Source organism: Mariniflexile maritimum, from assembly GCF_009746565.1.
In the GTDB taxonomy this organism is placed as follows: domain Bacteria; phylum Bacteroidota; class Bacteroidia; order Flavobacteriales; family Flavobacteriaceae; genus Mariniflexile; species Mariniflexile maritimum.
This window is the reverse complement of sequence record NZ_WRPN01000007.1, coordinates 1-26,123: the sequence shown is the minus strand read 5'-3', so window position 1 is coordinate 26,123 and position 26,123 is coordinate 1. Positions and strand designations below refer to the sequence as shown.

General features: G+C 33.5%; 24 protein-coding genes, 1 tRNA gene and 5 pseudogenes. 3 read left to right on the top strand and 27 right to left on the bottom strand.

Annotation, left to right across the window (positions count from 1 at the left end; translation table 11 throughout):
- Positions 1 to 158: 158 nt before the first annotated feature.
- On the bottom strand, positions 159 to 1,694 hold the full coding sequence (locus tag GQO80_RS10260; RefSeq protein WP_157208273.1) for an ATP-binding protein: 1,536 nt from the start codon (positions 1,692 to 1,694) through the stop codon (positions 159 to 161).
- A 49-nt stretch (positions 1,695 to 1,743) separates the two neighbouring features.
- Positions 1,744 to 2,172 (bottom strand): YybH family protein, encoded by a 429-nt coding sequence (locus GQO80_RS10255; protein ID WP_157208272.1) that lies wholly within the window; start codon positions 2,170 to 2,172, stop codon positions 1,744 to 1,746.
- A 223-nt stretch (positions 2,173 to 2,395) separates the two neighbouring features.
- Between GQO80_RS10255 and GQO80_RS10250 the strand changes: the two genes are divergently transcribed.
- On the top strand, positions 2,396 to 2,674 hold the full coding sequence (locus GQO80_RS10250) for an STAS domain-containing protein (protein ID WP_157208271.1): 279 nt from the start codon (positions 2,396 to 2,398) through the stop codon (positions 2,672 to 2,674).
- 1 nt (position 2,675) lies between these two features.
- Here GQO80_RS10250 and GQO80_RS10245 read toward each other — a convergent pair whose 3' ends face one another.
- A complete protein-coding gene (locus tag GQO80_RS10245) occupies positions 2,676 to 3,776 on the bottom strand; it encodes a DUF4407 domain-containing protein (RefSeq protein ID WP_157208270.1) in 1,101 nt (366 codons plus the stop codon).
- A 224-nt stretch (positions 3,777 to 4,000) separates the two neighbouring features.
- Between GQO80_RS10245 and GQO80_RS10240 the strand changes: the two genes are divergently transcribed.
- Positions 4,001 to 4,282: a hypothetical protein gene (locus tag GQO80_RS10240; protein ID WP_157208269.1), complete on the top strand. Its 282-nt coding sequence runs from the start codon at positions 4,001 to 4,003 to the stop codon at positions 4,280 to 4,282.
- A 43-nt stretch (positions 4,283 to 4,325) separates the two neighbouring features.
- Here GQO80_RS10240 and GQO80_RS10235 read toward each other — a convergent pair whose 3' ends face one another.
- The 3 genes from GQO80_RS10235 to GQO80_RS10225 form a co-directional block, all read right to left on the bottom strand.
- Entirely contained in the window at positions 4,326 to 5,186 is an 861-nt protein-coding gene (locus GQO80_RS10235; RefSeq protein WP_157208268.1) for a DMT family transporter, read from the bottom strand.
- Positions 5,187 to 5,329: 143 nt separating this feature from the next.
- The gene (locus tag GQO80_RS10230) at positions 5,330 to 6,718 is read right to left on the bottom strand and encodes a dipeptidase (RefSeq protein ID WP_157208267.1); all 1,389 of its coding nucleotides are present in this window, start codon (positions 6,716 to 6,718) and stop codon (positions 5,330 to 5,332) included.
- A gap of 72 nt (positions 6,719 to 6,790) precedes the next feature.
- Positions 6,791 to 7,732 (bottom strand): alpha/beta hydrolase, encoded by a 942-nt coding sequence (locus GQO80_RS10225; protein ID WP_157208266.1) that lies wholly within the window; start codon positions 7,730 to 7,732, stop codon positions 6,791 to 6,793.
- Between the two features lie 203 nt (positions 7,733 to 7,935).
- On the opposite strand from GQO80_RS10225, the gene GQO80_RS10220 reads away from it, so the two are divergent.
- A tRNA-Leu gene (locus GQO80_RS10220) sits at positions 7,936 to 8,017 on the top strand.
- A gap of 559 nt (positions 8,018 to 8,576) precedes the next feature.
- Here the strand turns inward: GQO80_RS10220 and GQO80_RS10215 are convergent.
- The 21 genes and pseudogenes from GQO80_RS10215 to GQO80_RS10120 form a co-directional block, all read right to left on the bottom strand.
- Entirely contained in the window at positions 8,577 to 9,623 is a 1,047-nt protein-coding gene (locus GQO80_RS10215) for a tyrosine-type recombinase/integrase (RefSeq protein WP_157208265.1), read from the bottom strand.
- 361 nt (positions 9,624 to 9,984) lie between these two features.
- Complete coding sequence (locus GQO80_RS10210) at positions 9,985 to 10,386, bottom strand: hypothetical protein (protein ID WP_157208264.1); 402 nt, start codon at positions 10,384 to 10,386, stop codon at positions 9,985 to 9,987.
- Positions 10,387 to 10,401: 15 nt separating this feature from the next.
- On the bottom strand, positions 10,402 to 11,535 hold the full coding sequence (locus GQO80_RS10205; protein ID WP_198037763.1) for an RHS repeat domain-containing protein: 1,134 nt from the start codon (positions 11,533 to 11,535) through the stop codon (positions 10,402 to 10,404).
- A 96-nt stretch (positions 11,536 to 11,631) separates the two neighbouring features.
- On the bottom strand, positions 11,632 to 11,991 hold the full coding sequence (locus GQO80_RS10200; protein ID WP_157208262.1) for a hypothetical protein: 360 nt from the start codon (positions 11,989 to 11,991) through the stop codon (positions 11,632 to 11,634).
- A pseudogene (locus GQO80_RS10195) lies at positions 11,978 to 13,021 on the bottom strand (RHS repeat-associated core domain-containing protein); the annotation flags it as partial. The gene GQO80_RS10200 and the pseudogene GQO80_RS10195, both read right to left, overlap by 14 nt.
- A 114-nt stretch (positions 13,022 to 13,135) precedes the next feature.
- A complete protein-coding gene (locus GQO80_RS10190) occupies positions 13,136 to 13,621 on the bottom strand; it encodes a hypothetical protein (RefSeq protein ID WP_157208260.1) in 486 nt (161 codons plus the stop codon).
- 6 nt (positions 13,622 to 13,627) lie between these two features.
- Entirely contained in the window at positions 13,628 to 14,146 is a 519-nt protein-coding gene (locus GQO80_RS10185) for a hypothetical protein (protein ID WP_157208259.1), read from the bottom strand.
- Between the two features lie 5 nt (positions 14,147 to 14,151).
- Complete coding sequence (locus tag GQO80_RS10180) at positions 14,152 to 15,318, bottom strand: RHS repeat domain-containing protein (RefSeq protein WP_198037762.1); 1,167 nt, start codon at positions 15,316 to 15,318, stop codon at positions 14,152 to 14,154.
- Positions 15,319 to 15,464: 146 nt separating this feature from the next.
- Complete coding sequence (locus tag GQO80_RS10175) at positions 15,465 to 15,809, bottom strand: hypothetical protein (protein ID WP_157208257.1); 345 nt, start codon at positions 15,807 to 15,809, stop codon at positions 15,465 to 15,467.
- A 5-nt stretch (positions 15,810 to 15,814) separates the two neighbouring features.
- A pseudogene (locus GQO80_RS10170) lies at positions 15,815 to 16,813 on the bottom strand (hypothetical protein); the annotation flags it as partial.
- A gap of 434 nt (positions 16,814 to 17,247) precedes the next feature.
- Entirely contained in the window at positions 17,248 to 17,730 is a 483-nt protein-coding gene (locus tag GQO80_RS10165) for an ankyrin repeat domain-containing protein (RefSeq protein ID WP_157208255.1), read from the bottom strand.
- Positions 17,731 to 17,753: 23 nt separating this feature from the next.
- A complete protein-coding gene (locus tag GQO80_RS10160) occupies positions 17,754 to 18,560 on the bottom strand; it encodes an HNH/ENDO VII family nuclease (RefSeq protein ID WP_317163236.1) in 807 nt (268 codons plus the stop codon).
- A pseudogene (locus tag GQO80_RS15960) lies at positions 18,555 to 18,779 on the bottom strand (RHS repeat-associated core domain-containing protein); the annotation flags it as partial. The gene GQO80_RS10160 and the pseudogene GQO80_RS15960, both read right to left, overlap by 6 nt.
- 184 nt (positions 18,780 to 18,963) lie before the next feature.
- Positions 18,964 to 19,305 carry a hypothetical protein gene (locus tag GQO80_RS10155; RefSeq protein ID WP_157208253.1) on the bottom strand — a complete coding sequence of 114 codons (342 nt, stop codon included), beginning with the start codon at positions 19,303 to 19,305 and terminating at the stop codon, positions 18,964 to 18,966.
- Positions 19,305 to 20,273 (bottom strand): annotated as a pseudogene (locus GQO80_RS10150) (hypothetical protein); the annotation flags it as partial. The pseudogene GQO80_RS10150 and the gene GQO80_RS10155, both read right to left, overlap by 1 nt.
- Positions 20,274 to 20,629: 356 nt before the next feature.
- Entirely contained in the window at positions 20,630 to 21,058 is a 429-nt protein-coding gene (locus GQO80_RS10145; RefSeq protein WP_157208251.1) for a hypothetical protein, read from the bottom strand.
- A pseudogene (locus GQO80_RS10140) lies at positions 21,048 to 22,121 on the bottom strand (RHS repeat-associated core domain-containing protein); the annotation flags it as partial. The gene GQO80_RS10145 and the pseudogene GQO80_RS10140, both read right to left, overlap by 11 nt.
- A 211-nt stretch (positions 22,122 to 22,332) precedes the next feature.
- A complete protein-coding gene (locus GQO80_RS10135) occupies positions 22,333 to 22,812 on the bottom strand; it encodes a hypothetical protein (RefSeq protein WP_157208249.1) in 480 nt (159 codons plus the stop codon).
- 12 nt (positions 22,813 to 22,824) lie between these two features.
- Complete coding sequence (locus GQO80_RS10130; RefSeq protein ID WP_157208248.1) at positions 22,825 to 23,946, bottom strand: RHS repeat domain-containing protein; 1,122 nt, start codon at positions 23,944 to 23,946, stop codon at positions 22,825 to 22,827.
- A gap of 144 nt (positions 23,947 to 24,090) precedes the next feature.
- On the bottom strand, positions 24,091 to 24,711 hold the full coding sequence (locus GQO80_RS10125) for an Imm26 family immunity protein (protein ID WP_157208247.1): 621 nt from the start codon (positions 24,709 to 24,711) through the stop codon (positions 24,091 to 24,093).
- Positions 24,712 to 24,713: 2 nt separating this feature from the next.
- Entirely contained in the window at positions 24,714 to 26,027 is a 1,314-nt protein-coding gene (locus GQO80_RS10120) for an RHS repeat domain-containing protein (protein ID WP_198037760.1), read from the bottom strand.
- Positions 26,028 to 26,123 lie beyond the last annotated feature (96 nt).

Below are 26,123 nucleotides of genomic sequence, written 5' to 3'. Positions count from 1 at the left end.
TCACACTATATCTAATTCAAACCAACGTTTATGTGTATGGAAAGTAGGCGGTTTCGAAGCACAAAACTTTCGGTTAAGCACAAACTTTGATAGGAGTCAAAAGCCTTGATTTTATCATTATTTCTCCTATTTTTTATACATTGTTTGGGGCTGACTTTTTATGGTGTTAATGTCATTATAAAATCTCTCATTAAGTCTATTGAGTCACTTAATTGTTGATTTGTATATCTAGTATTGTTTGTGTTTTCGGGATGATGAATTTGGTGTCGTATATAATCAGTCAAAACGATATTTTCAACAACGATTGTTACACCATCTTTTCTCAATTTATTATACTGCATAGTTGTTTTACCATTTCTATAATTAGTCATCTCACTTTCTAATTCAATATATCCATAAAGTTCATTGTGATACTCTTCTGTAATTTCCGAAAATGCTAAAAAATTGACTTCATTCAAAGATGGATAGGGTAACCTATTTGGCAATACATTTTCAATTGTTTTTGTCGTAGGACTTGACTTTACAAGTCTTAAATGCTGAAACTCTAACTCTTTAACTAATGCTGGACTATGAGTTGTAACTATTACTTGTGTATTTGCCGTATTCGAAAGGTCTATAAAAGCCTTAATTAGTTTTTTTTGATGTTCAGTATGTTGTGAAGTCTCTGGCTCTTCAATTGCATAAACAATACTTGGAATATTTTCTTGTGTTCTTCTTCTTTCTGCCTCAGCTCTAAAAAAGTTCAATAGTATTAGTCGTTTAACACCACTACCTCTTTTATTAATGGGAATATCTTCATCACCTGTTATAGAAACGCTTTTGAATACATCAGCCCATTTCAAACTGTCAGTTGCAGGAATTATAGGATTTAAACTACTTGCGATTTCAGGATTCATTTCCTGAATTTTTGCTAAAGTACGAGTTGCCACATCCTGCAACTTGTTTTTTACTTCGGTTGCGATTTCGTCAAATTTGGTTTTTAGAGATGCATCATTTAATATTTGTTTTACCGCTTCTTTTAAAGGGTCTTGAACTTCACTATCTCCATCACTGTTTTTTCTGTCGGATTGAAATAGAGAATACATAGGCAAGTATGTTTGTAATTTATCCCAAATTGACTTTGTATCTCCTTTAGTAACATCGATTTCAATGTCGGCTAATTCAAGTTCCGAACCGTAATGTTGCCAAATAGCAGCTCTCATAACAGCATTAATAGTCTGATTGCTACAAGGAATTGTATTATCTCTTATAATTTTTTGAAGCTCAGTATTTTTCTTTAATAACAGGTCTTTACAATTATTTCCTATTGGGTGATTAGCATTTACAAATACCTTCTCCTTACCGCCATTTGAATATTTTTTTACTATTTCGAGCTCATTGCTTGAGTTTAAAAGATATTCGTCCTGCAAGGTTGTTTGGTTTGTACTGTCAATAACAATGCTTAATGGTAATTCTTCAAAGCAAACTGATATAATTGTTTCAGTGTCACCTTCGGAAAGAGCTTGTTTGTTAACATCCTCTTTATCAAGTTTGATAACGCCTTTTCCGTCATTAAAAAAAATGTCAAGAGCTTCCAAAACTGTTGATTTACCAATATCGTTTTTTCCAACAAAAGTGGTCAAGTCCCCAAATTTGATTTCAACTACGTCTTTATAGCTCCTGAAGTTTTTAATTTTTATTGTCTTAATTTTCATTTGTCAATATTCTGATTGATTGTCTTTTAGCTTGCCCCTAACTATTGAACTAACACGACGTATCTGCAACGATTTTCCATTCGCCATTAATCTTTCTAAACACCAGCATAAAAATGCCATCGGCGTTTCCCAGTTCGCGTTTTATGTGGTATTCGCCCAATACATAATAGGCATCGTCACTTATTTTGGTAATGTCGTTTATTTTGTAGCTTAGTTTACCCGTGTGCTCGTCGGTAGGGTAGCTTTTTTCATAACGTTCCAAGGTGTTTTCCCAACCTAATGTCAAGCCGTTTTTTCCGTAAAATTTAAGCGAGTCGCTTTTCCAGTAGCCTTCCATATAGCCTTCCATGTCATGTTTGGACCACGCTATTCTTTGGGCCTTTAAAACCGCCTGAATGTCTTTTTTGTCCTGTTCTTCGTTTTGCGAAAAGCCACTAAAGGCAGAAATGAGGCAAAATAATACAAGTATTTTTTTCATATATAAGCTATAAATCATTTTTAGATGGCGGTAAAAATAACGAAATCCCATGTTTAATAGATGCTACTCATCGATAAAATTAGCACCATTGGTTTTTTTAACTAAAGTTAAATTCTATTGGTCGATTAAATTGTACAAACAAAGCTTTGGTTTTTATATTTACTTTATTATCAATTAATTAATAGCCCAAATTTATTGTTTAATCATTTAAAAATCACTTATTATGGAACTAAAAATTTCACATTGCAACAATTTTTTTAAAATTAAAGGTGCGCTTAACAAGAACAATTTAGAGCTATTTAAAAGCGAGTTCAAAAACATTTTTGAAAAGGTGAACTCCTTAACCATTAGCATTGAAGATGTTGAAAGCATAGACCGTTTTGGGGTTATTGCTCTATCCGAACTGCACAAGGAAGCCATCGCTAAGCAGAAAAACTTGGCCATTATAGGTTTGGGCTGTGAAGATTTATACAACCATTTCAAAACCGAATCGGCAGCATAATTTACAAAACGTTTTTTTGGCGCTTAAAAAAGGCTTCTGCTTGTAGTTGCAACAGTTCCCTTGCTTTTTTGCGTTTATAGGTGTACAATTCCTCTTCATTTTCCAAATCGCGATAAATGCGGTCGTTAAGGGCAAAATCTGTTCGTAACATCGCATCGCTTTGGTTTTTGTTTTGAAGGATGGTTGTTTGAATGGCCATTTCTTGGTCTTCCAACCTAAAGTCGTAAGCCCCTTTTGGCGATAATAATTTTGCCAATATGGGCGATGTTTCAATTGCCAAAAACAGCAGGAATATGAATAACGAAGGCAACCAAGGTAACTTGCCTAAAGCATTTATGCGCGCCATTAAACCATCAAAATTATTGATGATGGGTTGCGAGCTTACAACCTGTGTTTCGTAATCGCCTTTTAGTTTGGTAATTTGAGATTCTATCGCCGCAATTTTTGCTTTGTTATCCACTTTAAGTTGTTGGAGTTCGGCCAAAAGGGCATCATGTTTATCGCGTTTTTCTTTGTAAACAGGGCCTTTGCCCAATAATTTGGTACCGGCAGTTCCTTCAGCTTCGGCGATATAGGTGTTGTAAAGGGCATTTACCTCAGCTTCCTTGGTTGCTATTTCCTGTTGATAAGCGGTGATGTTTTTGTTTAAATTTTCAATGTTTGGGTTGAATTGTTTTGCAATTTGGGTTTTGTTGGCCAGTGTTAAATCGTTTTTCTGTTCCAACAATACTTGGTTTATTTCCTTTTCAAAAATTTTAAGTTCTAATGGTTTTGATATCACGATGGCAATAATTACTGCCAATAAAATTCGGGGCGATGCTTGTATAAGTTCATCTAAAACCCGGCCTGTTTTTTTAATGGTCGATACAATGTAACGGTCTAAATTAAAGATAAGCAAACCCCAAATAAGTCCGAAAAATATAGAAGTATATAAATTATCGAAAACCGTATAAAGCGCAAAACTGGCCGCAATAAATGCCATTAATGCCGTAAAAAATACGGTAGCGCCAATACCCGCATATTTGTTTTGTTCGCCTTTAGAGCATTGTTCTAAAATATCGGTATCGGAACCGGAACAAATAATGAAAAACTCTTTTAACATGAGATTTTTTTTTTGATTGGTCCTTTGAATGGGCACAGGACAGATTGCCTATTAGAACGCTAAAGCTGCCATTTTGTTACAAAAATTTATAAAAAAAACATTCCTGCTTTTTAACAACCCATGCACTTTTTTTTACCGAAACAGTTTTTAAAAAATTTGAGTGATGACATTTTGAAATTTATTAGATGTATGAATGAATAATGTTTAACTTAAAATGGTAACCAATGAAAACTTTTAAAATTAGTTTATGTTGCTTAAGTGCATCGCTTTTAATAGTTGCATGCTCAAAAGAGGACAATGAAAAAGATAACAATGAAGATTGTACAACGTGTTCTATTCCTATAAATGAAACGGAGCGAGCTAGTTATCAATTGTGCCAAAATGGTAACGATGTTATTTACACTTCCGGTAACATACGGGATACGATTTTCAATACGGTTGTGGCTGATGTTGTTCTTTTGGATAAGTTCCATTTGGGAGCCATTTGTGATAAAAAGTACGAGTAATAATAGGCAGAAATTGCAAATCATACAACCAGATAGCGTAAAACTATTTATTTCTAGTACGCACACTTTCAATAACAACCGTTGCCAGAATAAGCGAACCGCCAATGTAAGTGTGCAATGTTGGGATTTCATTTAGAAAGAAAAAGGCCATGATAATCCCAAAAACAGGCTGTGTACTGTTTATGATACTTGCAGTGCTAACCGAAAAATGCTTTAGGCTACTTACTAGCATGGTATGCCCAAGTGCGGTTGTTATAAGCGCCAATGTTAAAACATACGGAAATTGTGTGCCAATATTGGAGCTGTCCATAAAAAGTAAACTTGGAGACAGCACAAACACTAGCGCAACAACCTGGTAAAACATAATGCGCGTACCATTGTAAAGGTTGATGAGTTTTTTTGAAATAAGATTGCGCAACGTATAGCATAAGGCGGATAGCAGCCCAAACAGCCCACCTTGTACATGGGTGTTTTCCAGATTAAATTCGGGCGCAAGCAGGTAAATACCCAATAAAACCATAAAACCCAATGGGATGTAAAACGGATCGAATTTTACCTTCATAAAAAAAGGCTCCAAAAGTGCCGTAAAAATGGGATAAGCAAACAGCGATAACATACCAATGGCCACATTTGATAGTTTTAAGGCATAGAAATAGGTTATCCAATGGGCGCCCATTAAAAGTGCACTTAAAAGAATGGAATAAAAGTCTTTTTTGGAATGAATTTTTAAATCGAATTTTTTATATCTGCAAAAAACATATAAAAAAAGTCCTCCCAAAAAACACCGCCACCATATAACCACCGGAATTGGTAAATCGATATATTTTCCTAAAGCACCAGAAGTACTAACAAATAAGGTCGCTAATGTAAGTTGAAGAAGGTGGTTGCTGTGTTGGTTTTTCATAATGGGTTAAGAACCTGCGTTAGGGATAGAAGCGGCATCCTTTTTTGCAAACCCGGAGTGAAACGGAGGGTTTGCAAAAAAGATATAGCGTATAGCCCGACCGCATGCAGTGGCTGGCGAAGGGGGCAGCGGAAACGCCCTAATTATTTTGAAAGTTGGGTAAAATAGTTGTAAAACAGTGGAATGGTTTCGATGCCTTTTAAATAGTTGAAAATGCCGAAATGCTCGTTTGGTGAGTGTATGGCATCGCTATCCAACCCGAAGCCCATTAAAATGGTCTTGCTTTTTAGTTCTTGCTCGAAAAGCGCCACAATGGGGATGCTGCCGCCACTGCGTTGCGGTATCGGGGTTTTGCCAAAAGTATCTTGGTAGGCCTTACTAGCTGCTTGATAGCCGATGCTATCTATTGGAGTAACATAACCTTGGCCACCATGATGCGGTTTCACTTTTACGGTAACGCCCTTTGGGGCGCTGTTTTCAAAATGGGTTTTGAATAGTTGGGTAATTTCCTCCCAATCTTGGTGCGGAACCAAGCGCATCGATATTTTGGCATAGGCTTTACTGGCAATAACGGTTTTGGCACCTTCGCCCGTGTAACCGCCCCAAATGCCGTTCACATCCAAAGTTGGCCTAATGGAATTACGTTCGTTGGTGGTGTAGCCCGTTTCGCCATAAACCGCTTCAATGTCCAGGGCTTTTTTATAATTTTCTAAATTGAAAGGGGCTTTTGCCATGTCTGCACGTTCTTCTTTTGAAAGTGCTTCAACCTTATCATAAAACCCAGGAATGGTGATGTGGTTGTTTTCATCGTGAAGCGAAGCAATCATTTTCGCTAAAACGTTAATGGGGTTTGCCACCGCGCCACCGTAAAGTCCGGAGTGCAAATCGCGATTGGGGCCTGTAACTTCCACCTCTACATAGCTTAAACCGCGCAAACCGGTGGTGATGGATGGCACATCCTTGGCAATCATGCCCGTATCGGATATAAGGATGACATCGTTTTTTAGTTTTTCCTGATTGTTTTTTACAAATGTCGCTAAATTGGCACTGCCCACTTCTTCTTCGCCTTCAATCATAAATTTTACGTTGCATGGCAGTTGGTTGGTTGCCGTCATAAACTCCATGGCTTTTACGTGCATGTACATTTGGCCTTTATCATCGCAGGCACCACGCGCAAAAATGGCACCTTCGGGGTGTAATGGGGTGGTTTTAATTACGGGTTCAAATGGTGGCGAATCCCATAAATTGATGGGGTCGGGTGGTTGTACATCGTAATGCCCATAAACTAAAACGGTTGGGAGGTTTTCGGCTATTATTTTTTCGCCATATACAATGGGGTAACCAGCGGTTTGGCAAATTTCAACGGTGTCGCAACCTGCTTTTTCTAGGCTTATTTTAACGGCATCGGCGGTTTTTAAAACATCATTTTTATAAGCGGAATCGGCACTAATGGATGGAATTTTTAGCAATTCGATCAATTCGTTTATAAAGCGGTTTTTATGGGTTTCGATGTAAGCTTGGATTTTATTCATAAAGACGTTTTTTTAATATTTCAAAGGTATGGAATTTAGATGTTTTAAGTTTGATGTTAGGCTATGCTTCTGTTATTTTTGGTTGATGAAGCTTACAATTTCTGAAATCAATCCTTCTTTTAAGGGTAATTTGGAATTGCTGTATGTTTGAATGTTTTTGGTTCTATCGGCATCGGCTTCTTTAAGAATGTGATTCATGCCTTCAATGATTACTTTTTTTGCCAATTTGTTTGATTCCGATAGTTTTTCAGCATCTTCAACACCTATTTGAATATCGGTGGTGCCTTGAACAATCAAAATAGGCATGTTTAATTTCGCAATTTCTGTTTGCGGATGGTATTTAAACCATGAAATTAAGTACGGTTGTACGCTAGGGCGGAATAAGGTATAAAGCATTTCGGGGGCATTGTTCACGGTTTGGCCCTGTTCGAGTTTTTCAATAATGGGGGCGCACATGTCGAGTACAAATGGCGGTTGTTCCTTTAATTGTTTTCGTAATATGTCGGCTGCCGGAAAACCAGCGCCAGCAACCGAAATAAATTTAGAAACTTCTTTTTCTTGTGAAGCCATCATGCCAATAAGTGCACCTTCGCTATGCCCTAAAATGATTAGTTGTGAAAAGCGTTGATCTTCTTTAATTAATTTGCTCCATGCTTTTACATCGTTAATATAGTCTTCAAACCTTAAATCGCCTTCAGAAACACCTGCGTTTTTGCTTTCGCCAATGCCGCGTTTATCGAATCGTAATGATGCGATACCTTGTTGCGCTAGACCTTCAGCAAGCATTTTTAAGGAATTGTTTACCATCATGGGGTTGTTGCCATTTCTATCGGTTGGCCCAGAACCAGCTACAATTAAAACAATGGGCGGATTGTTTTTTAGCTCTGGGATGGTATAGGTGCCAAAAATAGAATCGGTGCTGGTTTTTAAAATGGCCGGTTCTTCTTTAAATTGAGCGTTCAAAATATTTGAAACAATTAAAGCGACCGTTATTGCTAGGGAAATCTTCTTCATTAGAATGTTTTTTTTAAAATAAGCGGAAAAAGGATGTTTGTTTTCAGCAATTAAAAGTATAAAAAAATGAATGTTTTTAGCTGTTATAAGTTTGCAATTTAAAAATCTTGATTATATTTGCACACCTTTAGCGGGCGTGGTGGAATTGGTAGACACGCCAGACTTAGGACATAGCGAAATAAAAAGTGTTAAAATATTGAAATGCGGGCGTGGTGGAATTGGTAGACACGTCAGACTTAGGATCTGATGCCGCGAGGTGTGGGAGTTCGAGTCTCCCCGCCCGCACAAAAGCCGGAGAGAAATCTTCGGCTTTTTTTGTTTAAAATGAGCCTCTAAAAAAAGTCAGGTACAACATAGGTACAACATTTTGCTATTTTAACGGTTACATTTTTATTGATACCAATTCTTTCCAATTGCCTTTAATCTCTATGAATTTTCAGTTCGGATAATAAATTTTGCTAAGCTGTAAACTTAATTCTTCGTAAGGGAAGTTTATTATCATACAATATTGATGCAATTTAAACTCGTAAAATACTTCCATCAAAAGACGGCATATAGCCAAAATAGGTTTCAATAAAACAGTCTATCTTTTAGAAGCTTTTATCGCTCAATAAGGGTATGCATCTGGGATGGTGGTCTTAGTAAATTCAATCCAACTTCTGAAACTGCCGAACAATTCAAATACGAATCCAATAACCCATATTTAATTGATCAAAATACGATCTGGTGTTTAAAATCTAAAAAGCAATGACGCTTATACCCATAATTTCATAATATACTGTAAAACAATGGCATATGTTGTTGTTTTGTTTTATACTCAACGAATTACCCACTTTATTTTAAATCAATAAATTTCTAATTTTTTATGCACTTTATCTATTTCTTTATCTATATACCCCTGGGCATAATGCACATATCTATTAAAAGAATTACTAGTATAGCTATGACCACTTATCTTACGCACTAAATGTTCTGGCATGCCTAAAATTAGTAGTGTAGTGATTGCTGTTCTACGCATCATATGGGAACTCATTTTATCGCAAAAACGAAGTTGTTTGATCCCTGGGTTTTTGTTTACTATTTTGGTTACGCCTTGTTTTTCACGGGTCATTTCAATGGGGTTTGTATAACCCGCTTTTTCACCTATTTGTTTTAGAGTTCGATTAAAAATGAATAAGGTAATTGGTTTAAAAACAAATACTTTGGACGATTTTGATATATTTTTTTTATAAATATCAATAGCATATTTTGGTAGTTTAATAAAGCTATAGGTTTTGGTTTTTTGAGATTTAATTTTTAAATACCAATCCTTGTTTTGCTGTTCAAAATTTTTATTAGTTAGTCTATAAATATCCGAAAAGCGCAAACCAGTAGTACAACCAAATACAAAAACATCTTTAATACGCTTTAAAGCAGGGGTGAGGCTGCTTTCAAAATCTTTATCATGTATTAAGAACTTGAGTTGCTCGGGCGACAATACTAAAATATCTATTTCTTCTTTACGAACATAAAAAAGTCTTTGAAAATCTCCAGTGTTTAGGTCTCTATCATCTTTTAAGTAATGAAAAAAAGTCCTGATAATCTTTATGTTATGCCCCACATAATTATCGTATAGATTATTTTTATAGCAATATTCAGTAAAATTTTTATAGAATTTTTTCCAATAGTTTTTTTCAGAAAGTAGTTCCCTTTTATTTAGTTTGGAAGCGTCACAAATACGTAATTCAAAACCTGTGTTCAAGCTAAACTTTTGCAGTAATTTTAGTGTAGATTTGTAATTTTCAATTGAGCCTTTTGTTATTCTTTCACCGTTCTTTTTTAGTCGCTTACCTGTTTCGCTTTCGCGGATAAATTGCTTAAACAAGGTGAGTAATAAGGTGGTTTTTTTCATGAATTATTACCTAAAATGTATAATTTATAAGCAACAAATCTAATTGAAATTTTTAAAACTATAGTTAAATTGAAAGTGTGGAGTTGTATTATGACATTTACCTAAGAGGTTGTTTTTGAAGATAAGCATGCACAGCAACAGTTGCGATTGATTTCTGAACTTAATAACGATAAAAGCGCCATTATATTTAAAATGATTGACAAGATGCTGACCTCTAAAAAATTCAAGGATTTCTTTACCAAGAATGAGGCTTCGCTTTAGGGCAATAAAAAAGCCTTTACGTTTCCGTAAAAGCTTTTATGTTTTTCTTACTCCTGTACCAATCTTTAACCACAAGTTGCAAACTTAGCGATGGCGCACTCTATGGGAGAGCGGGTAGCTTTTCCCACGTTTGCCCTTCTTTATATACAAAATCTTCTGGTACCGGCTTGTCTAAATACAATTCACTATACTTTGGTTTTTCTACACTGAACTTAACAAAGTATTTTTTACCTATGTAAGATTTTTGTATCTCTTTAGACTCTTTGGACAATTCCCCCAATATAATTCTTGAGCTATAAACTTTACGAAGATAAACAAAACTATAATTATACCAAGGACCACCTTTACCTTGTTCTAAAAAAGTAATTTTTGAAATAGTAAATAAAACTTTTCCTTGTAAAGAATTTACTCTGTCAGAGTGTCCTAAAAACATTCTAATTGATAATGCAAGGAAAAACACTATTAATATTATACTTACAATATTGCGCTTAAAAAATTTCATAAATACATTATTCCATTACTTTTCTTTAATCCCAGTTTGAGTTCCATAATTACCTAATTGCCCGGAAGCTTCTAACATTCCTGTTGCCAGTCCTTTGGCCAATCCTTCGGTTTCTGAAGCGTTAATATGTTTTCCGAAGTAATCGTTTCTTGAACCAAAAAACAATGAGGTTCCAAATTCTATAGAAAAATCTTGCATCGATTTTGAATGCTCCCCTTTTCCAAAGATTAACTTTCTGCTGAAACTATCATTTTTAAAGTCATAGTTAATTTCAAAAGCAGACCCAATAAATGAACCTGTTCCAGTAGTTAAATAACCGTCTGAAAGTGCCCCGACAAAATTTATATTATCATTAATAATATATTGACTTCCAGCACTAATCCCTGTTTTTATTAACCCCATTTGAAAACTTTGTTTGGCAAAGACAAAAGGTGTTATCTTATTAATTTTTGTTATTGCAAACCCACCTGACAATGGAGCTGTTGCTACCGAACCAGTAAATGTCCAAAAAGTCTCTTTAAAAGCCTTTCCTCTAGAATCTGTTGGACTAATAAACAGGTCTTTCGCAGCTTGCTTACCCGAGGAAAGAGATTCTTTAAAAGCTTCCATTTTACCAGCCTTGAAAAAGGATATTTTTGCTGCACTGCCTGTAGCATCTATGGTAAGCGTACCATTTGCAGGGCCATTCCATCCAGAAGTAGAACCATGATACGATTGTTTTCCTGTTTTCCAACCTTCATTATTAGCAAATGCAGTATAATAACTTGTTTTTAGTTGTTGCCAAGAACCATTACCATGTTCTACTTCATACTCTCCTTTCCTAATTACTTTTTGTCCTCCATTCCAAATAGTAACAATTCTACTTTCAAGACCATCTAGATCAATTGCCCAAATAGGACTATTACCAGCAAATTGATACGGAGTAAGCCATGGATAACTTGCAAACAAAGGGTCTTGAGACAAAAACTTCCCTAACTTAGGGTCATAAATTCTAAACCCGTAATCATATTGCGCGCCTTCTCCTTTTACTTCATCATCCTTCTCCTTACCATTAAATCCATATCTGTAAGAATCTGAGCTGCCATGTCGGTTCGGGAGCACGCTTCCGAAGGTATTCAAATCTTTTTGCCCTAAAAAGGTTGTTTTCAAAGAACTTTTGCACTTTAAATGTATGCTTTTTTCACTTATTTTTTACACATGACCGCCAATCTTTAATACCAGACTTAAAAAATTGCCGTTGTAATACTAAAAAATCTCCTTTAGATTATCTGGAACTGAAGAATACTTAATTTCTTCATCTAGTAAAAGAAAACTACGCTCTAAATCTTTAGATGAAAAAATTACACGATAATACTTGTTTTCATAATTTTTATAATCATCACAACTTACAGATTTGGAATGTTCATAAAATTTATTTAAATATTTAAACTTATATACAACTGAACATTTAATTTTACCACCAATCTTTACTTTTATGACTTTTGCGACTGTTTCAACTTTATTTTCATTAATATCATCTTTTATACTCTTATTAAAAAAATATTGAAAAATAAGTAAAAATATTATTAATGAAATTATAATATAAACCCTATTATTTTTTAACATTTGTAGTTTTATTTTTGGATTTAGAACTATTTGAAAGATCAGCAGCTTCATTTCCTAACACATTTTCACCCGCTTCAATTACAGAACCAAAACCAAAATCAACTATAGGATTTACAACAGTTGGACTAAATTCCTTTAAGGGTTTGAAAATAAAATTGATTTCGTCTGAAACTTTACCTCCTAAACTATTAAAAAAAATATTTTTCATTATATCTTCTGTCTTTTCAAAACCAAAATGCATACCCTCAGAATCAAAATTAAGTTTGATTGTGGACTCTCCTAACAAAGATCCAAAACCTCCAGTTGAACCTGCAATAATTGGGTCTGCAAAATCAATGTTTTCATCTATCTTAAAATCATTTGCTATCATTTGACCTGTGAAATTTCCTAAACCAATATATACTCCACTTTCTATAGTATTTAAGGTAAATCCTGATGTATATGCACTAGTGAAATATTGAGACCAAACAGGTCCAGATTCTGCAAACAATAAAAGTTCGCCCCCTACAACAGGTCCCCAAACAGGTAAAGTATAACCAGTAACTAAACTAGTTCCTAACATCGTTGAGAGGCCGTTAAGAGCTTTAGTTGACTTTTTTAAATTCTTTAAATTATTATCACGATAATTTTGCGCCTTGATTAAAGCTTCTTCATCTCTATTGGATTCTGCTAAATCTTCTAAATCTTTAATATCTGAAAAACCAAAACCAAAAAAGCTGCTCATTTGTATCTTAATATCCAATATCATGTAGTCAAAGAAATTTCTCTTCTTATCGGCTGTTAAATCGCTTTCCATTCCTTCCAATTCAACTCTGTCTATAACTCTGTTTTCACTAAAAGCATAAGACGAATTCCAAGGATAGTTAGTACTCAATGGATCTACAGCTAAGAATCGTCCAACACGCGGATCATGCATCCTGTACTTGTAGTTAAGTGAGTTACCTTCCCCCTTAATCTCATCATCCTTTTCCTGTCCTTGGAATCCGTATCTGTAAGAATCTGAGCTACCATGTCGGTTCGGGAGCACGCTTCCGAAGGCATATTAATCTTTTGGCTAGTTACTTCTACAAACTCAGCTTATATTTCAATGAACGTTTTAGCAGATTAAATATATATCTTTTTATAGCAAACACAAAAAAAGCTTTTACAAGAGATGAATTCCTCCAAAAATATATTCTTCTGAACCAATAGAATGGGTTCTGATAAAGCGCTTACAATTATTTGAAGTTTTCATATGAGAATATTTTTCTTCTTTTATGAAATCATTATCTTTTTTGGCATCATTTAAAAGTAATTTAAAGGCTTCTAATCCTTTTCTGCTATTTTCTATTTTTACCATAAACGTATATCCAATCAATACCTTATCTTTCAATATTAATTTATAGCTTACCTTTTTCTTCTCGCTACAAACAGTAGAATACTCGTCAAATAGGATTAAACTGGAATCTCCTTCTAACTGAGTTTCAGAATAATTATTTAACGTTGTCAATAATTGATTATATTGTTCCCCCAAATTAAAATCTCTAATCCCAACAGATTGAAAATTAATTTCACAATCATTAGATCTGCTTTTTTCATTATTACATGAAATGGAAACACTTACTAATAAAATTAAAATTTTAATCATCATACAATTTCATTGTTTTAAAAAATCTAAACCGAAAAAATAATTCCCACTCATTGTATCAATATAAAGATTTATATTTTTTTCCAAATACAATTTAATTTCAAGAGTCTTTATATCAATATTTAATGGTTGACTACAATAACTTCTCTTTTTAGTTTTTGACACATAGACAATGAAATATCTTCTAATATACTTATTATTAGAATCATGAACTAAAAGAGAATCTATTCTATTAAAATCAATATCGTCGTAGGCATTCTCATTATCATTCTTTTTATCAATTGTTTTAATTAATAATTCGTCATATTTAATTCTTAATACTTCATCATATTTTCCTTCTTTTTTTGATAAAAAAATGACTTCCTCCGTATTTAATTTTCTAAACAAAACAATTGATACAAACAAAATGACTGCTGATAAATAGAACAATATATCCTCATTGAATTTTAAATCAAATATTTTAATAATTAAGTAAGTTAAAAACAATATTATCGAAATAACTAAAGAAAAATATGCCGTTTTTGCCATATATATTAATCATTGCTATTTGCCGGTTTAGAATTAGAATCATCTATAAATATATGTCTAATAATCACATTATCATCTGTAAATTGCATCAAGAACCCACTATTTTCTTCCTCTCCATTTTCAATAGCAGTAAAGATTAAATCTTTCATTTGGGAATAATCTTTTATGTCTCCAGCTAAATATGAAGCAACAATAGATGTAGGAACTCTTAATACTTGAAAATCATCAAAGAAACTTGTTCTTTGCGCTTGTTGTTGCATAGAAACATATGTTGAAGTAGTCTGCATTCCTTTTGAAGTCATTCCTTCAGTCAACACTCTATCTAAATACATTTTGGTGTCATTAATAGAACTCATCGTTATTTTTCGAGCCTCTGAAGTAACTAATGAAACAAAAGGATTTCCAGTTGCATAACTGAGAGCAGTGTCCATGAGACCATTTGCATCTCCGTCCATTGCATCTGTCATAAATGAAGCATAACTTGTAATCTTGAGTATCCCATCTGCTTTCCCTAATATTTTAGAGGTCTTTTCCCATCCTTTACTTTTAAACCCATCAACGTGATTACGAACATTAGATGTAGAAAAATGTTGATTCCCTTTATTTGCAACAGCCAAATTATATTTAACTGGTTTTCCATCAATCATATCTTCTACTACTTTTAAATTATGAGAATTCCTTAAAGTAAAGACATTATATTTTGTACCATTATCTCCCATTTTCCATCCATCATTTAATTTTGAAAAAGCAAACTGATAAGATGCATTACTAGCATATTGCTGTCCTTGTTTAATAGCATACTTAAATAATTTTAACATTATTTTTTCACCATTTACAGTTGACATAGCAGGCATTCGAGATTCATCATCGATTTGTGCAATCAACTCTTCTAATCCTTCTAGCTCTTTGTATTGTATTACCTTGTTTCCAGCAAAACTATAAGGTGTATACCAAGGATATTTATCTGTTAATGGGTCAGGTGTAAAAAATCTACCCACCCTAGGGTCATACATTCTAAAAGTAAAGTTCAAAGAATTTCCTTCGCCCTTAATCTCATCATCCTTTTCCTGCCCCTGAAAGCCGTAGCGATAGCTATCACTAGAGCCATGGCGGTTCGGGAGCACGCTTCCGAAGGGATTTACATCTTTTTGCCTTGGAAAGACCGTTTTCAAAGAACATTTATACTTTAAATATATACTTTTATATGATGATATAAAAGCTGCTCAATTTTAAAAGTAGTTTTTGGTTTTTTTAACTTTTGTCTCTAAATCTTTGACGACACTAGTTACAAACTAGCGCTAGCGGTGGAGCTGGATTTCTATTTAATTAATTCTTTTTTAATAATTGAACCATTTTTAATATTAATTGTAACTTCAACCCCATTTAAATTATAGGCTTGAAGTTCATTATTTTTATTGATATAAATAGAAGTAAAATAATTTCTATCATGTAATTTAGAAACTTCTCCTATTTGCCATATCAGTTTACCTTTTAAATTATAACAAATTATATTTTTATCATCTTTTAATTCGTCGGAGTCAATAAGTAATATAATTAAATCATTAATAATTAAGAAATTTTTAATCAAAGCGGGAACTTCTATCAGTAACTTATTATTTATAAAAAAATTATTATTATACTTGTGAAATTTACTATTATTCATATTAATTATTTTATAACTTTTGAGGTTCCGTAATTTACCCCTCCTTCTAAAACCTCTATTTGAAAACCACCTCCACTAGTCCCAAATCCTTCAACAGCAGCAGCTTCTCCAACTCTTACAGTAGAACCTGGCTTAATTGAAACAGGAGTAATTAAAGTAGGTTCATATTTCAATGAAAATTTATCTTTTAATTGTATAGCACTTAGTCCCTCTACTTCTTTAGCAGTTGTTAACCAAGCTCCTTCAACATTATTAGACCCCGATAATCTTACAAGGTTATCTATTTCGTTAGGTGTTTTTATTACACCTAAAGTAATATCTGCTTTGTAAGGAGGAAAGTACCCTGCTTCAACAAAAGTTTTGTTCACTACATTTGAATTATCTAATTTAACTCTAGTAATATTTTTTAATTTAGCAATTTTTCCTAAAGTATATCCTAAACCTGCTCCAAAAAGTTCAAAGATAGCTCCATTAGACAATTCTCCTACTTCGTTTCTCAAAGATTGAGCTCTTTGAAAATTACCCAATTCTTCTGCCTTATTGGCTTCTTCAGATTTATTAATCCCCATACTTAAGTCTCCCATAGCTAAACCTAAAAAAGCTATTTGTATGGGCTTGAGTACCAATGCAGGAGCTGTTACAAGGGTAAAAGCTGCCATTTCAGTCCTCCTTAACTCTGCTAGCTTTTCAGGATTATTATTAGCTTTCTCGTAAGCTTTTCTATTGCTAGCAACAGCCTTTCCTATAGAATACGGTGAAAATTCTAAACCTTCTAATTCAACTCCATCTATAACTCTGTTTTCACTAAATGCATAAGAGCTATTGTGTGGATATTCTTTAAATAATGGGTCAACAGCAAAGAACCTACCCACTCTAGGGTTATGCATCCTGTACTTATAGTTAAGTGAGTTACCTTCACCCTTAATCTCATCATCCTTTTCCTGTCCTTGGAATCCATATCTGTAAGAATCTGAGCCACCATGTCGGTTCGGGAGCACGCTTCCGAAGGCATAATATTCAAAACACCTACAAAGGCTTTATGTGTAAGAACGTTTGTGTTTTTAAATTTCTCAAAAACTTACCATATTTTAGGTTTTTGTTCGTTTTTATTTCTAAACCAAAACACAGTATAAAAGTAGGACTTTATTTTGATTTTATAGCGTTTACTTTTGAAATAAGAAATTAACTTGCTTACAACTATTTTATGAATTATTTTTCCATTTTGTCAACCAATCTTGGTAGTCACTAGTAAATACTAGCGACAGACATTACGGTAAACTAGCACCAGTAGGGGTAAGGAACTAGTTACAAACTAGCGCTAGCGGGGGGGTAGCGTACACTAGAGAACAGCGGGTTTAACTTGTTATTGTTTTTGCTTATTCTTACCGCCACTAGTTTTAGAAACTAGCGGTAGCGGGGGAAGTTTATTAAGCGATTTTTAAGTGGTCTTCTCTAATATTTCAATCACATTAGGATAACCTCTGTTTTTTGCCATTTGAATAACACTTTTATTCACATTATTTAAGTGATTTATATCAGAACCATAATGCACTAATAATTTAATCATTTCATTTCTAGTTCCAAAACCTTTATCATTATGGATTGCATACCACAGAGGAATATTGCCATACTTATCACTAATGTTAACGTCAATTCCTTTTTCTAAAACTTTTAGTAATACATTTTCATCATAATAATGGGTTAAATAATGTAGAACTGTTTCTCCATTCTGATTTTGATAAGATAAATTAATTCCTTTATCAATTAAATATAAAGAAATATCACCAGCTCCCTCAAATATAGAAGTCATTAATAAATTAGAGTGAAAATCATTGACTTTATTTATATTACAATTCTTCATTTCAATAAATTCAGCTACTAATTCTTTATCTTTTTTTGCTATTGCCTTGAAAATTTCCATTCTATCTATTTTAAGTTAACTCATTATTCTGTATTAGGTCTTGGGGAACCTTCATATTTACCGCTTCTATTTGAATTTTGTGTCTGCGGATGATACCTTTCAGGATTATTATACTCATCTAGTAATTGCTCCCATGTAATATCACCATCTATATACTCTTGTCTAAGTTTATGCCATTCCTGTTCGGGCTTATGCCCCATATCCCAACTTCTTTTTTGAGTTTTATCCCAACTAATTAATTCATCTGTATATGGGTCATAAACTTTTCCGTTGACATCCTGAGCCTTATTCCAGACTTTATCCACTACACCGTTTCTAAATGAAGGTCTATTCCTTGATTTATATATTCTCTCAACTACTTGACCAAATTCTTCAACACTTTTTTCGGCAAACTTTTCTAATGGAAGTCTATTTAATGTTTTATATTTAAACGCTTTTGTTCCCTTTAAAAAAGGAGACACCTCAAGAGCTACAAAAATTAAATCTACTGTACCCCAAAAATTTTCACCCTCTGAGTAATTCTTAATGGAAGAATATGTTCCTGCCAATGGGTTAAATTGAGTACCTAAAAGCCAAACAGGATTTGAATTTCGAACATAATTGTTATGGGCTTCAACTGCTCTATTAAATTGAGCTACGTGTTGTTCTCTTTCATTCTTCAAAGAGGGAAGTCTTCCCCATTTTTCAGCATCTTCTTTAGTTCGATAAAATCCAAAAGCAGAAACATCAGGAGGATTATAAGGTATAGGTACTAAATCCAGTTGAATTTTGGAAGATTCTTTCTTTAAATCATTCCAATAATAGTACTCTTCAAGACCATCCAAATCCATTGCCTGTATTGGTGTGTTTCCAGCAAATTGATAAGGTGTATAATATGGATAGCCTTTAAAAAGAGGGTCAGTACTCAAAAACTTCCCTAACCTAGGGTCATAAATTCTAAACCCGTAATCATATTGCGCGCCTTCTCCTTTTACTTCATCATCTTTCTCTTTACCATTAAAGCCGTATCTGTAATAATCCGAGCTACCATGTCGGTTCGGGAGCACGCTTCCGAAGGGGGACTAATCTATTGGTTAGTTGCTGCGACAAGGTTTGTATAAATTTCAATGAACGTTTTGGTTGGTTAAATATATGGGTTTTTATGCGAAATCAAAAAGCTACTTCATTTCTAAAATAGCTTTTAAACTTATTTTTTATAGTTTTCTTAAAATCATGCATTCGAAGAATAAAAGTTTAAATAGGATTATATTTACCATAAGTCATTCCTAAAGGCTCTAAATTCTTGTATTCAGGTATGCTTTTGTTTAATAAACTCGTGATTTGAATAATTTTCCTTTCTAAAGCGGTTTCTTCAAATTGCTTAACAATTAAACCGGACACATCCTTTATTGACCTCAAAATTCTTATATTAATGCTTTCAGGGTTACTTATAACTTCTATCTTCAACAAAGTCAAAGACTTTTTAAAATTACTCAAAGGTTCTTTTTCAATATCGTAATAATTAGATTTTTTTACATATTCATCTAATTCATTTAAAAAGTCTTGTATTAATTCGATAAGTTCTAATATGTCCATTACTCAATTGGCATTATAATGTTTTTTATTTCAGGGCTAAAATATTGTAATCCACCACCTTTATTTCCACCTAGGTCAGCCGCAGTACTTTTTAAAACTTTTACGTCAGAAGTCAACTCAAATTGTTTTAAAACTCTATTGCTATAGCTAATCCCTAAATTTTGTGTTGAACCATTTTCTAAATTAGTGAAATAACTTCCAACACCATTTTCACCAACCCATTGTTGAACGATAGTTCCTTTTTTTAAAGTTACAGTTTGTACAGGCATTTCAAAGTTAATTCCACTTAAGTGATTTACTCTTTTCTCTCCAATGTACCCCGCTTTTCTATAAAACTCAGTTGCAAGTTTTTGTCTAATAATCGGTTTTGGCGTATTTCCAACAATTGATTTAGATATTTTCTCAGTAACAATTATGGTAGCTGCGGCTTCAATAACTTCAGGTTTTTGAATTCTATCAATCGCATATTGTCCAAACTCAGAAATGCCTTCTTCTTGTTTGGCTTTAATCATATCGCTTGCAATTCCATACGATAGATTATCTAAATCCTTTTCAAGATAGTTAATAACTTTACTTGGACCTCCTCTTCCAAAAACTTCTACAATGTTAAAGGCATAGGGAATCATATTTAAAATATTTTTTCCTACATTGCTTGCTATTTTGGTTGCAGTCTGAACTTTTGTGTCTTCTTTTTGATGTGGAGTTGGTTCTAAATAATCCCAACTTTCCATTCCTTCCAATTCAATTCTGTCTATAACTCTATTTTCACTATAGGCAAATGAGCTATTCCATGCAAATTCTCTTGCTGAAGGGTCGACAGCAAAAAACCTACCCACTCTAGGGTCATGCATCCTGTACTTGTAGTTAAGTGAGTTACCTTCCCCCTTAATCTCATCATCCTTTTCCTGTCCTTGGAATCCGAATCTGTAAGAATCTGAGCCACCATGTCGGTTGGGGAGCACGCTTCCGAAGGCATAGTATTCAAAACACCTGCAAAGGCTTTATATGTAAGAACGTTTGTGTTTATTTTTATTTCTGATAAAATAACAAAAAACACAGTATAAAAGTAGGACTTTATTTTGATTTTATAGGGTTTACTTTTGAAATAAGAAGTTAACTTGCCTTCAACTATGTTATGAATTATTTTTCAATTTTGTCAATCAATCTTGGTAGTCACTAGTATTTACTAGTGACTACCATTACGGTAAACTAGAGCTAGCGGGGGGCTTTACATTTCTGTAAAAGCTTTCTCTTTTTTTGCTTACTCTTACCGCCACTAACTGCAAGTTAGCGGTAGCGCACACGAGAGAACAGCGGGGGCAAATTATAACCCTAATTGTTCTTTACGCACTGTTTCTATTTCTTTTTTTCTTGAACGTTTAGTGGATTCTATGAATTCATTTATTAATAAACTGTCTGTTATTCTCTTATCTAAATACATGATGCTTTTCTTTGGATTATCCTTTAAATACTTGATACGATAGTATTTTTTCACGTAACGATCGTCTAGATTCTCAAAAGATTCTGAATTTTTTATATTCTTATGTTTTTCATCATTAACATAATAAGTATAATATAAAAATGGTGATGTATTTCCTCCCCAATTAATATCATAAACATATCCTATGCTAGAAACCCCTTCTTTCTCTATTCTGTTATTGAAATACTTCCCTCTTACAAGCATAAAACCCAAAATACCAACAACAATTATGACAATTTTATATTTCTGATGAAAAAATTTATTAATTATCATTTTCAAGTTTTTTTTCATTGTTACTGTTTAGGTCTTCTTTAACCTTTTTGTTAATGGATTTAGTTGTAGTCTTTATAACGGTTAACCCAGCCCCTTGAAGATAAGTACCCATTGAAGGAGAAAAATCAACTAATGGCTTACCTATTGTATTGTTGAATTTACTCGTTAATTTAGATGATGATTTCTTAAATATAAAATTTGTAGTAGCATTCTCTAGACTACTAATCGATAACTCTCCTCCTTTAAAATCAAAAAAAGATTGTCCTAGTTGAGAGCCTATTTTACTTGAAACTGCACTTAATCCAACATCGAAATAATCAATACTCCCTAAACTAAAATCATTATTTATTAACACATTAGACGCATATTGACTTACAAACTCTGTGCCTCCATTCATAGCCCCAACCCTTAAGGTATTGGTAGCAAAAGCTTCTGTTAAAGTTGTCTGTAAAACACCTGTTTCAGCTAAAACAGTTGCTTCAGTTGCTAAAAACGGAAGGGCTTCTAAAGCTCCTAATACTAATAACGGAGACATAACTACCATTGCTACGGCATTTTCATCTATTTTCTTGAAAGCATTATATATTTCTTTTTCTTGTTCACTACCTATAGGGTACATTTTTCTAGCTTTGTTCCATAGAGGTATATTCTGTGTAAACACTTCCTTTATTGCTTTGGAATTTATGCTATATGGTTTGTTTTGGGGATGTCCAAACGAAAAGCCTTTTTCGTTTGGCTCTGTATAAATATATTCCGTAATAAAATAACGGTTTGGTTTCCCATTTCTAATTACATAAGTAGCTTTGGTGGTAAAGTCGAAATACCAATCGTCTTGACCATCAGGATCTACAAAAATAATTGGGTTATTTCTAGTGAAAACATAATTTGATTGGTCTGACTTAGGTTTACCATCCAAGGTTAACCATCTTCCAACTCTCGTATCATTTAATCTTGCTCCAAAATCATAACTATTTCCTTCTCCTTTTACTTCATCATCCTTCTCCTTACCATTAAATCCATATCTGTAAGAATCTGAGCTACCATGTCGGTTGGGGAGCACGCTTCCGAAGGGGGACTAATCTATTGGTTAGTTATTTCGACAAGGTTAATATAAATTTCAATGAACGTTTTTGAAGATTAAATGTATGCCTTTTTTTGGCAATAACAAAAAGCTGCTCAATGTATAAAATAGCTTCTTTTATCTTTTGATTGTTAATTTTTAACTCTACAAATTAAAAACTTGGAGTAGGGACATAATATGGAATTACAAGGGTCTATTTTCCTCTAGCTTTTCCTAAGTAAAAATTAATGATTTCATCAGTACTAGGTGTCTTTTTACTCTTATAGTCTTTATTAAAAAATATAAGATTTTTAGGATAAATTGAATATTTGCCATTTCTGAACCTTCTATATATGCCTAATCCACATTTATGAGAATCAAATCCTCCTTCCGAAAATTCTAAACTATTATCTAATTCAGATATTCTTTTTTCTAATTCCGAATATTTAGTTTTAAAAAGATTAATACCATTAAAAATACAGTTCCCTTTTCCAATTTCGATATATTCAATTAAACTACCATCTTCTTTAAATACAATTAAAATATCCTCGTTTAATAAATATATTGTAGGATAAAAAGTTCCCATGAATTCCTTTTTTCCTTTTTTATATTCAACATCTATTTTATTAAGCAAATCATTTAGGCTATCCTTAAAATTAATATATCCCAAAGATTCATGTGTTTTATATATCATATTAACTAAATTTTATTTATTATCTATTGCTTCCTTAAGTTTAGGAACAACATTGTCTTGATAATGTTTTCTGGCCTGTTCGATTGCTTTATTATATATATCTCCGTATTGAGCTTTTATTGCGTTTGCATTTAAGTCAAAAGCTCCCATAAAATCACCTTCTCTTAATAATGTGGCTTCTGCTTCTCTAAAGGCTTTTGATAAATCACTTGCTCCTGTAGTGATAAAGTTCTTATGATCACCCGTCAGCATATGATGGGAACTTTTTAAATAATCAGAAACAACGTTTAATTCTGCTCGTTTAAATGCATCTATCGACGGTAGATGATTTCTTTCAGTTATATTAGTACCACCTTCAACTAAATTTTTAATTCTTCCATGAGCCCCTCCTTCAAACATCGCCTTCTCTACAGGGCCCTTTAATGCATACTTAATTATAACTCCACTAGCTAAAGGAATAACAATTGCAGTAGTATAAGCCCCGGCACTAATCGCATCATCAATATCCCCTGTGGCTGAATATTTAGCAGAATATAAGGCTGCATGATACGGATCAAAAACTACATCTAAACCAGGAATTGAACCAATAGTTTCAGTACCTACTAAAGCAACTGAATTAAAAGTAAATAGAGTTAAATTTGTTGCTTTAATCTGATTTAGAACCCTTTCATTTTCCATTTCCTGTTGTTTCTCAGTATCTGGTTCCATTGCTATATGAAGCTTATCTGTCGTCGCAGAACTAACCATACCATTTATTCCTTTTTTAAAGTCTGCATCGGTATCACCGATCCATTTCTTTATTTTTGCTTTAGTAGCTTCATAAAATAAATAATATTGATATGGCTGAACTTCTAAGCCTTCTAACTCTATGCCATCAATAACCCTATTTTCACTAAAAGCATAAGGCGAGTTCCAAGGATACTTAGCTGTCAAAGGGTCAACCGCAAAAAACCGTCCCACTCTCGGGTCGTGCATCCTGTACTTGTAATTCAAAGAATTCCCTTCGCCCTTAATCTCATCGTCTTTTTCCTGGCCTTGGAATCCGAATCTGTAAGAATCTGAGCTACCATGGCGGTTCGGGAGCACGCTTCCGAAGGCATATGAATCTTTTGCCTTTTGAAGACTAGTTTTCAATGAACGTTTTACTTGTTAAAGGTATTTATTTTTTTCAATTTGTTTTTACTGTAACCTCCACAAGTTGCAAACTTGCGGTAGCGTAAACTAGAACAATTATTATGCTTTAAAGTCACTGACTTCGCAGAGCGAGAAACAACGGGGTTATAACCGTATGTTAATGTACTTTAATAATTCTTCAACTTTATTATTATCATAATAAGTATTAATTAGTTGTATATACATATTACGATTTCCTATATTAGTTAAATCATAAAAATCACGCACAATTTCACCTTTATTAATTAAGAGTAACATCGTTACCTTGATTTTAACCATTTCAGGGTGATTTAAAATTAACGTTTCTAATCTTCGAACGTCCTCATAGTTATATTCAATTGAATTAGAGTCAATACCGTGTATATTAGCTTTAAACCAAGGGCTTAAATTGCTCCAGTTATCATCTTTATTAATTAAGCCTCTAAAGGATTTAAACCAAGGAAATTCTTTAGAATAACTATTAGATTTCCCTATATATTTCCAAGCAAACTTTCCTTTGTTATTTGGATACTTATTGATTGGTACAGGTCCAAAAAGGATCTCATTAGATTTGATTTTTTCAATATCAATTTGTTTTTCATTACCTGTTTCTATATAATTATAGACTTGTATCAAAATCCCATCAAATTCTCTAACATCGGTATAATCTAGTAATTCAGCATATACAAAACCTAAATCAAAATCTAATGATATGCGATATATGTTTCCTGAAAATTCTGTTTTCATATTTATTGAAACTTAAATAGTTTTTCCCAATCCTCTACATTTGCGTCGAGCCATGATTTACCTTGACTCTTATATATATCCTTAATAGTTGCATTTATTTTATTGGATAATACAGGCTTTACTACTTTAGAAGCTTTTCCTTTCCATCCATTTAATTCCATTATTAATTGTTCAACTCCAAGAGCAGTACCATTATCGGGAATTTTTTGCAATTTACTTAATGCTTGTATAGAATATTCAGAAAGTTTTCCTAAAGAATATCTATTTTGGACGCCGTTTTTTGCCTTGCCTATATATAAAAGAAATTTACCCCCTTCTCCTTCTTTTAATCCTCGATAAATTGTCCAACCTGCTACAGTTTTTTTAGCGTTGCCCATCATTACGATAGTTTCTGATGCGAGTTTACTTTTCCCGCCACCAAACATTCCAAAAGCTAACGTTATATCTGGAGAAGGTGGTTCTCCAGTTAAATAACCCTTGGAATCAACTCCATTACCATGCCAAGACCGCGCTCCTTCAGTATATGCTGGAAATTTTTCCCAAAACGACATCGGAGGCAATACTTGTCCATTTTCCGTATCTAATTGAGTATATTCATATCCTGATTCTGTATAGAACCCTTCAGGAGCATTTTCATTTCCTAAATGAAAAATATAGGTTTCAGTTCTAACATGATACAAATTGTCCCAATTTGAAGCTTCTCTTTCGTCTCCCTGTTTTAGTATTTCCCCGTCTTTATCTATTGCATTTCCATCCTTATCTTTAGTGTAAGTTGGTTCTAGCCCTTCAAGTTCAATCATATCTATAGGTCTATTACCACTAAACTGATATGGAGAATAAAAAGGATATGCTTTCTCTAAAGGGTCTCTTGCAAAGAACCTCCCCACGCGTGGGTCATGCATTCTAAAGGTATAGTTCAAAGAATTTCCTTCTCCTTTAATCTCATCGTCTTTTTCCTGTCCTTGGAATCCGAATCTGTAAGAATCTGAGCTACCATGTCGGTTCGGGAGCACGCTTCCGAAGGGATAAAAATCACTATATGTAAGAACGTCCGCAGTAAAGTTAGTAAAATTAAGTGGATCTGCAACAAGTTTTCGATCAGTGACCACACTTAGTACGTTTCCTAAATGGTTACTTAGCTCATATCGTTTATCGCCCACTATACGCGCATAGGTGTTTGGTGCTTCTGAGGTGGCACTAATAGGCTCGATAGTTGCCAAAAAGTGACTTCCTGCCTTGGCTTTAAACCCAGGTTTTAATAGTATGCTGTTACCTGCTTTTAAGGTAAGGTGGATAGGGCGGGCAAAGTGAACCACTTGCAGCGGATGAAAGTGAGCATAGCTAAGTAAGCGCTCAAAATCGATTCATTTGTGGTTAAATTTAGTATTTATTTTTCAATTTTTTACGCATGG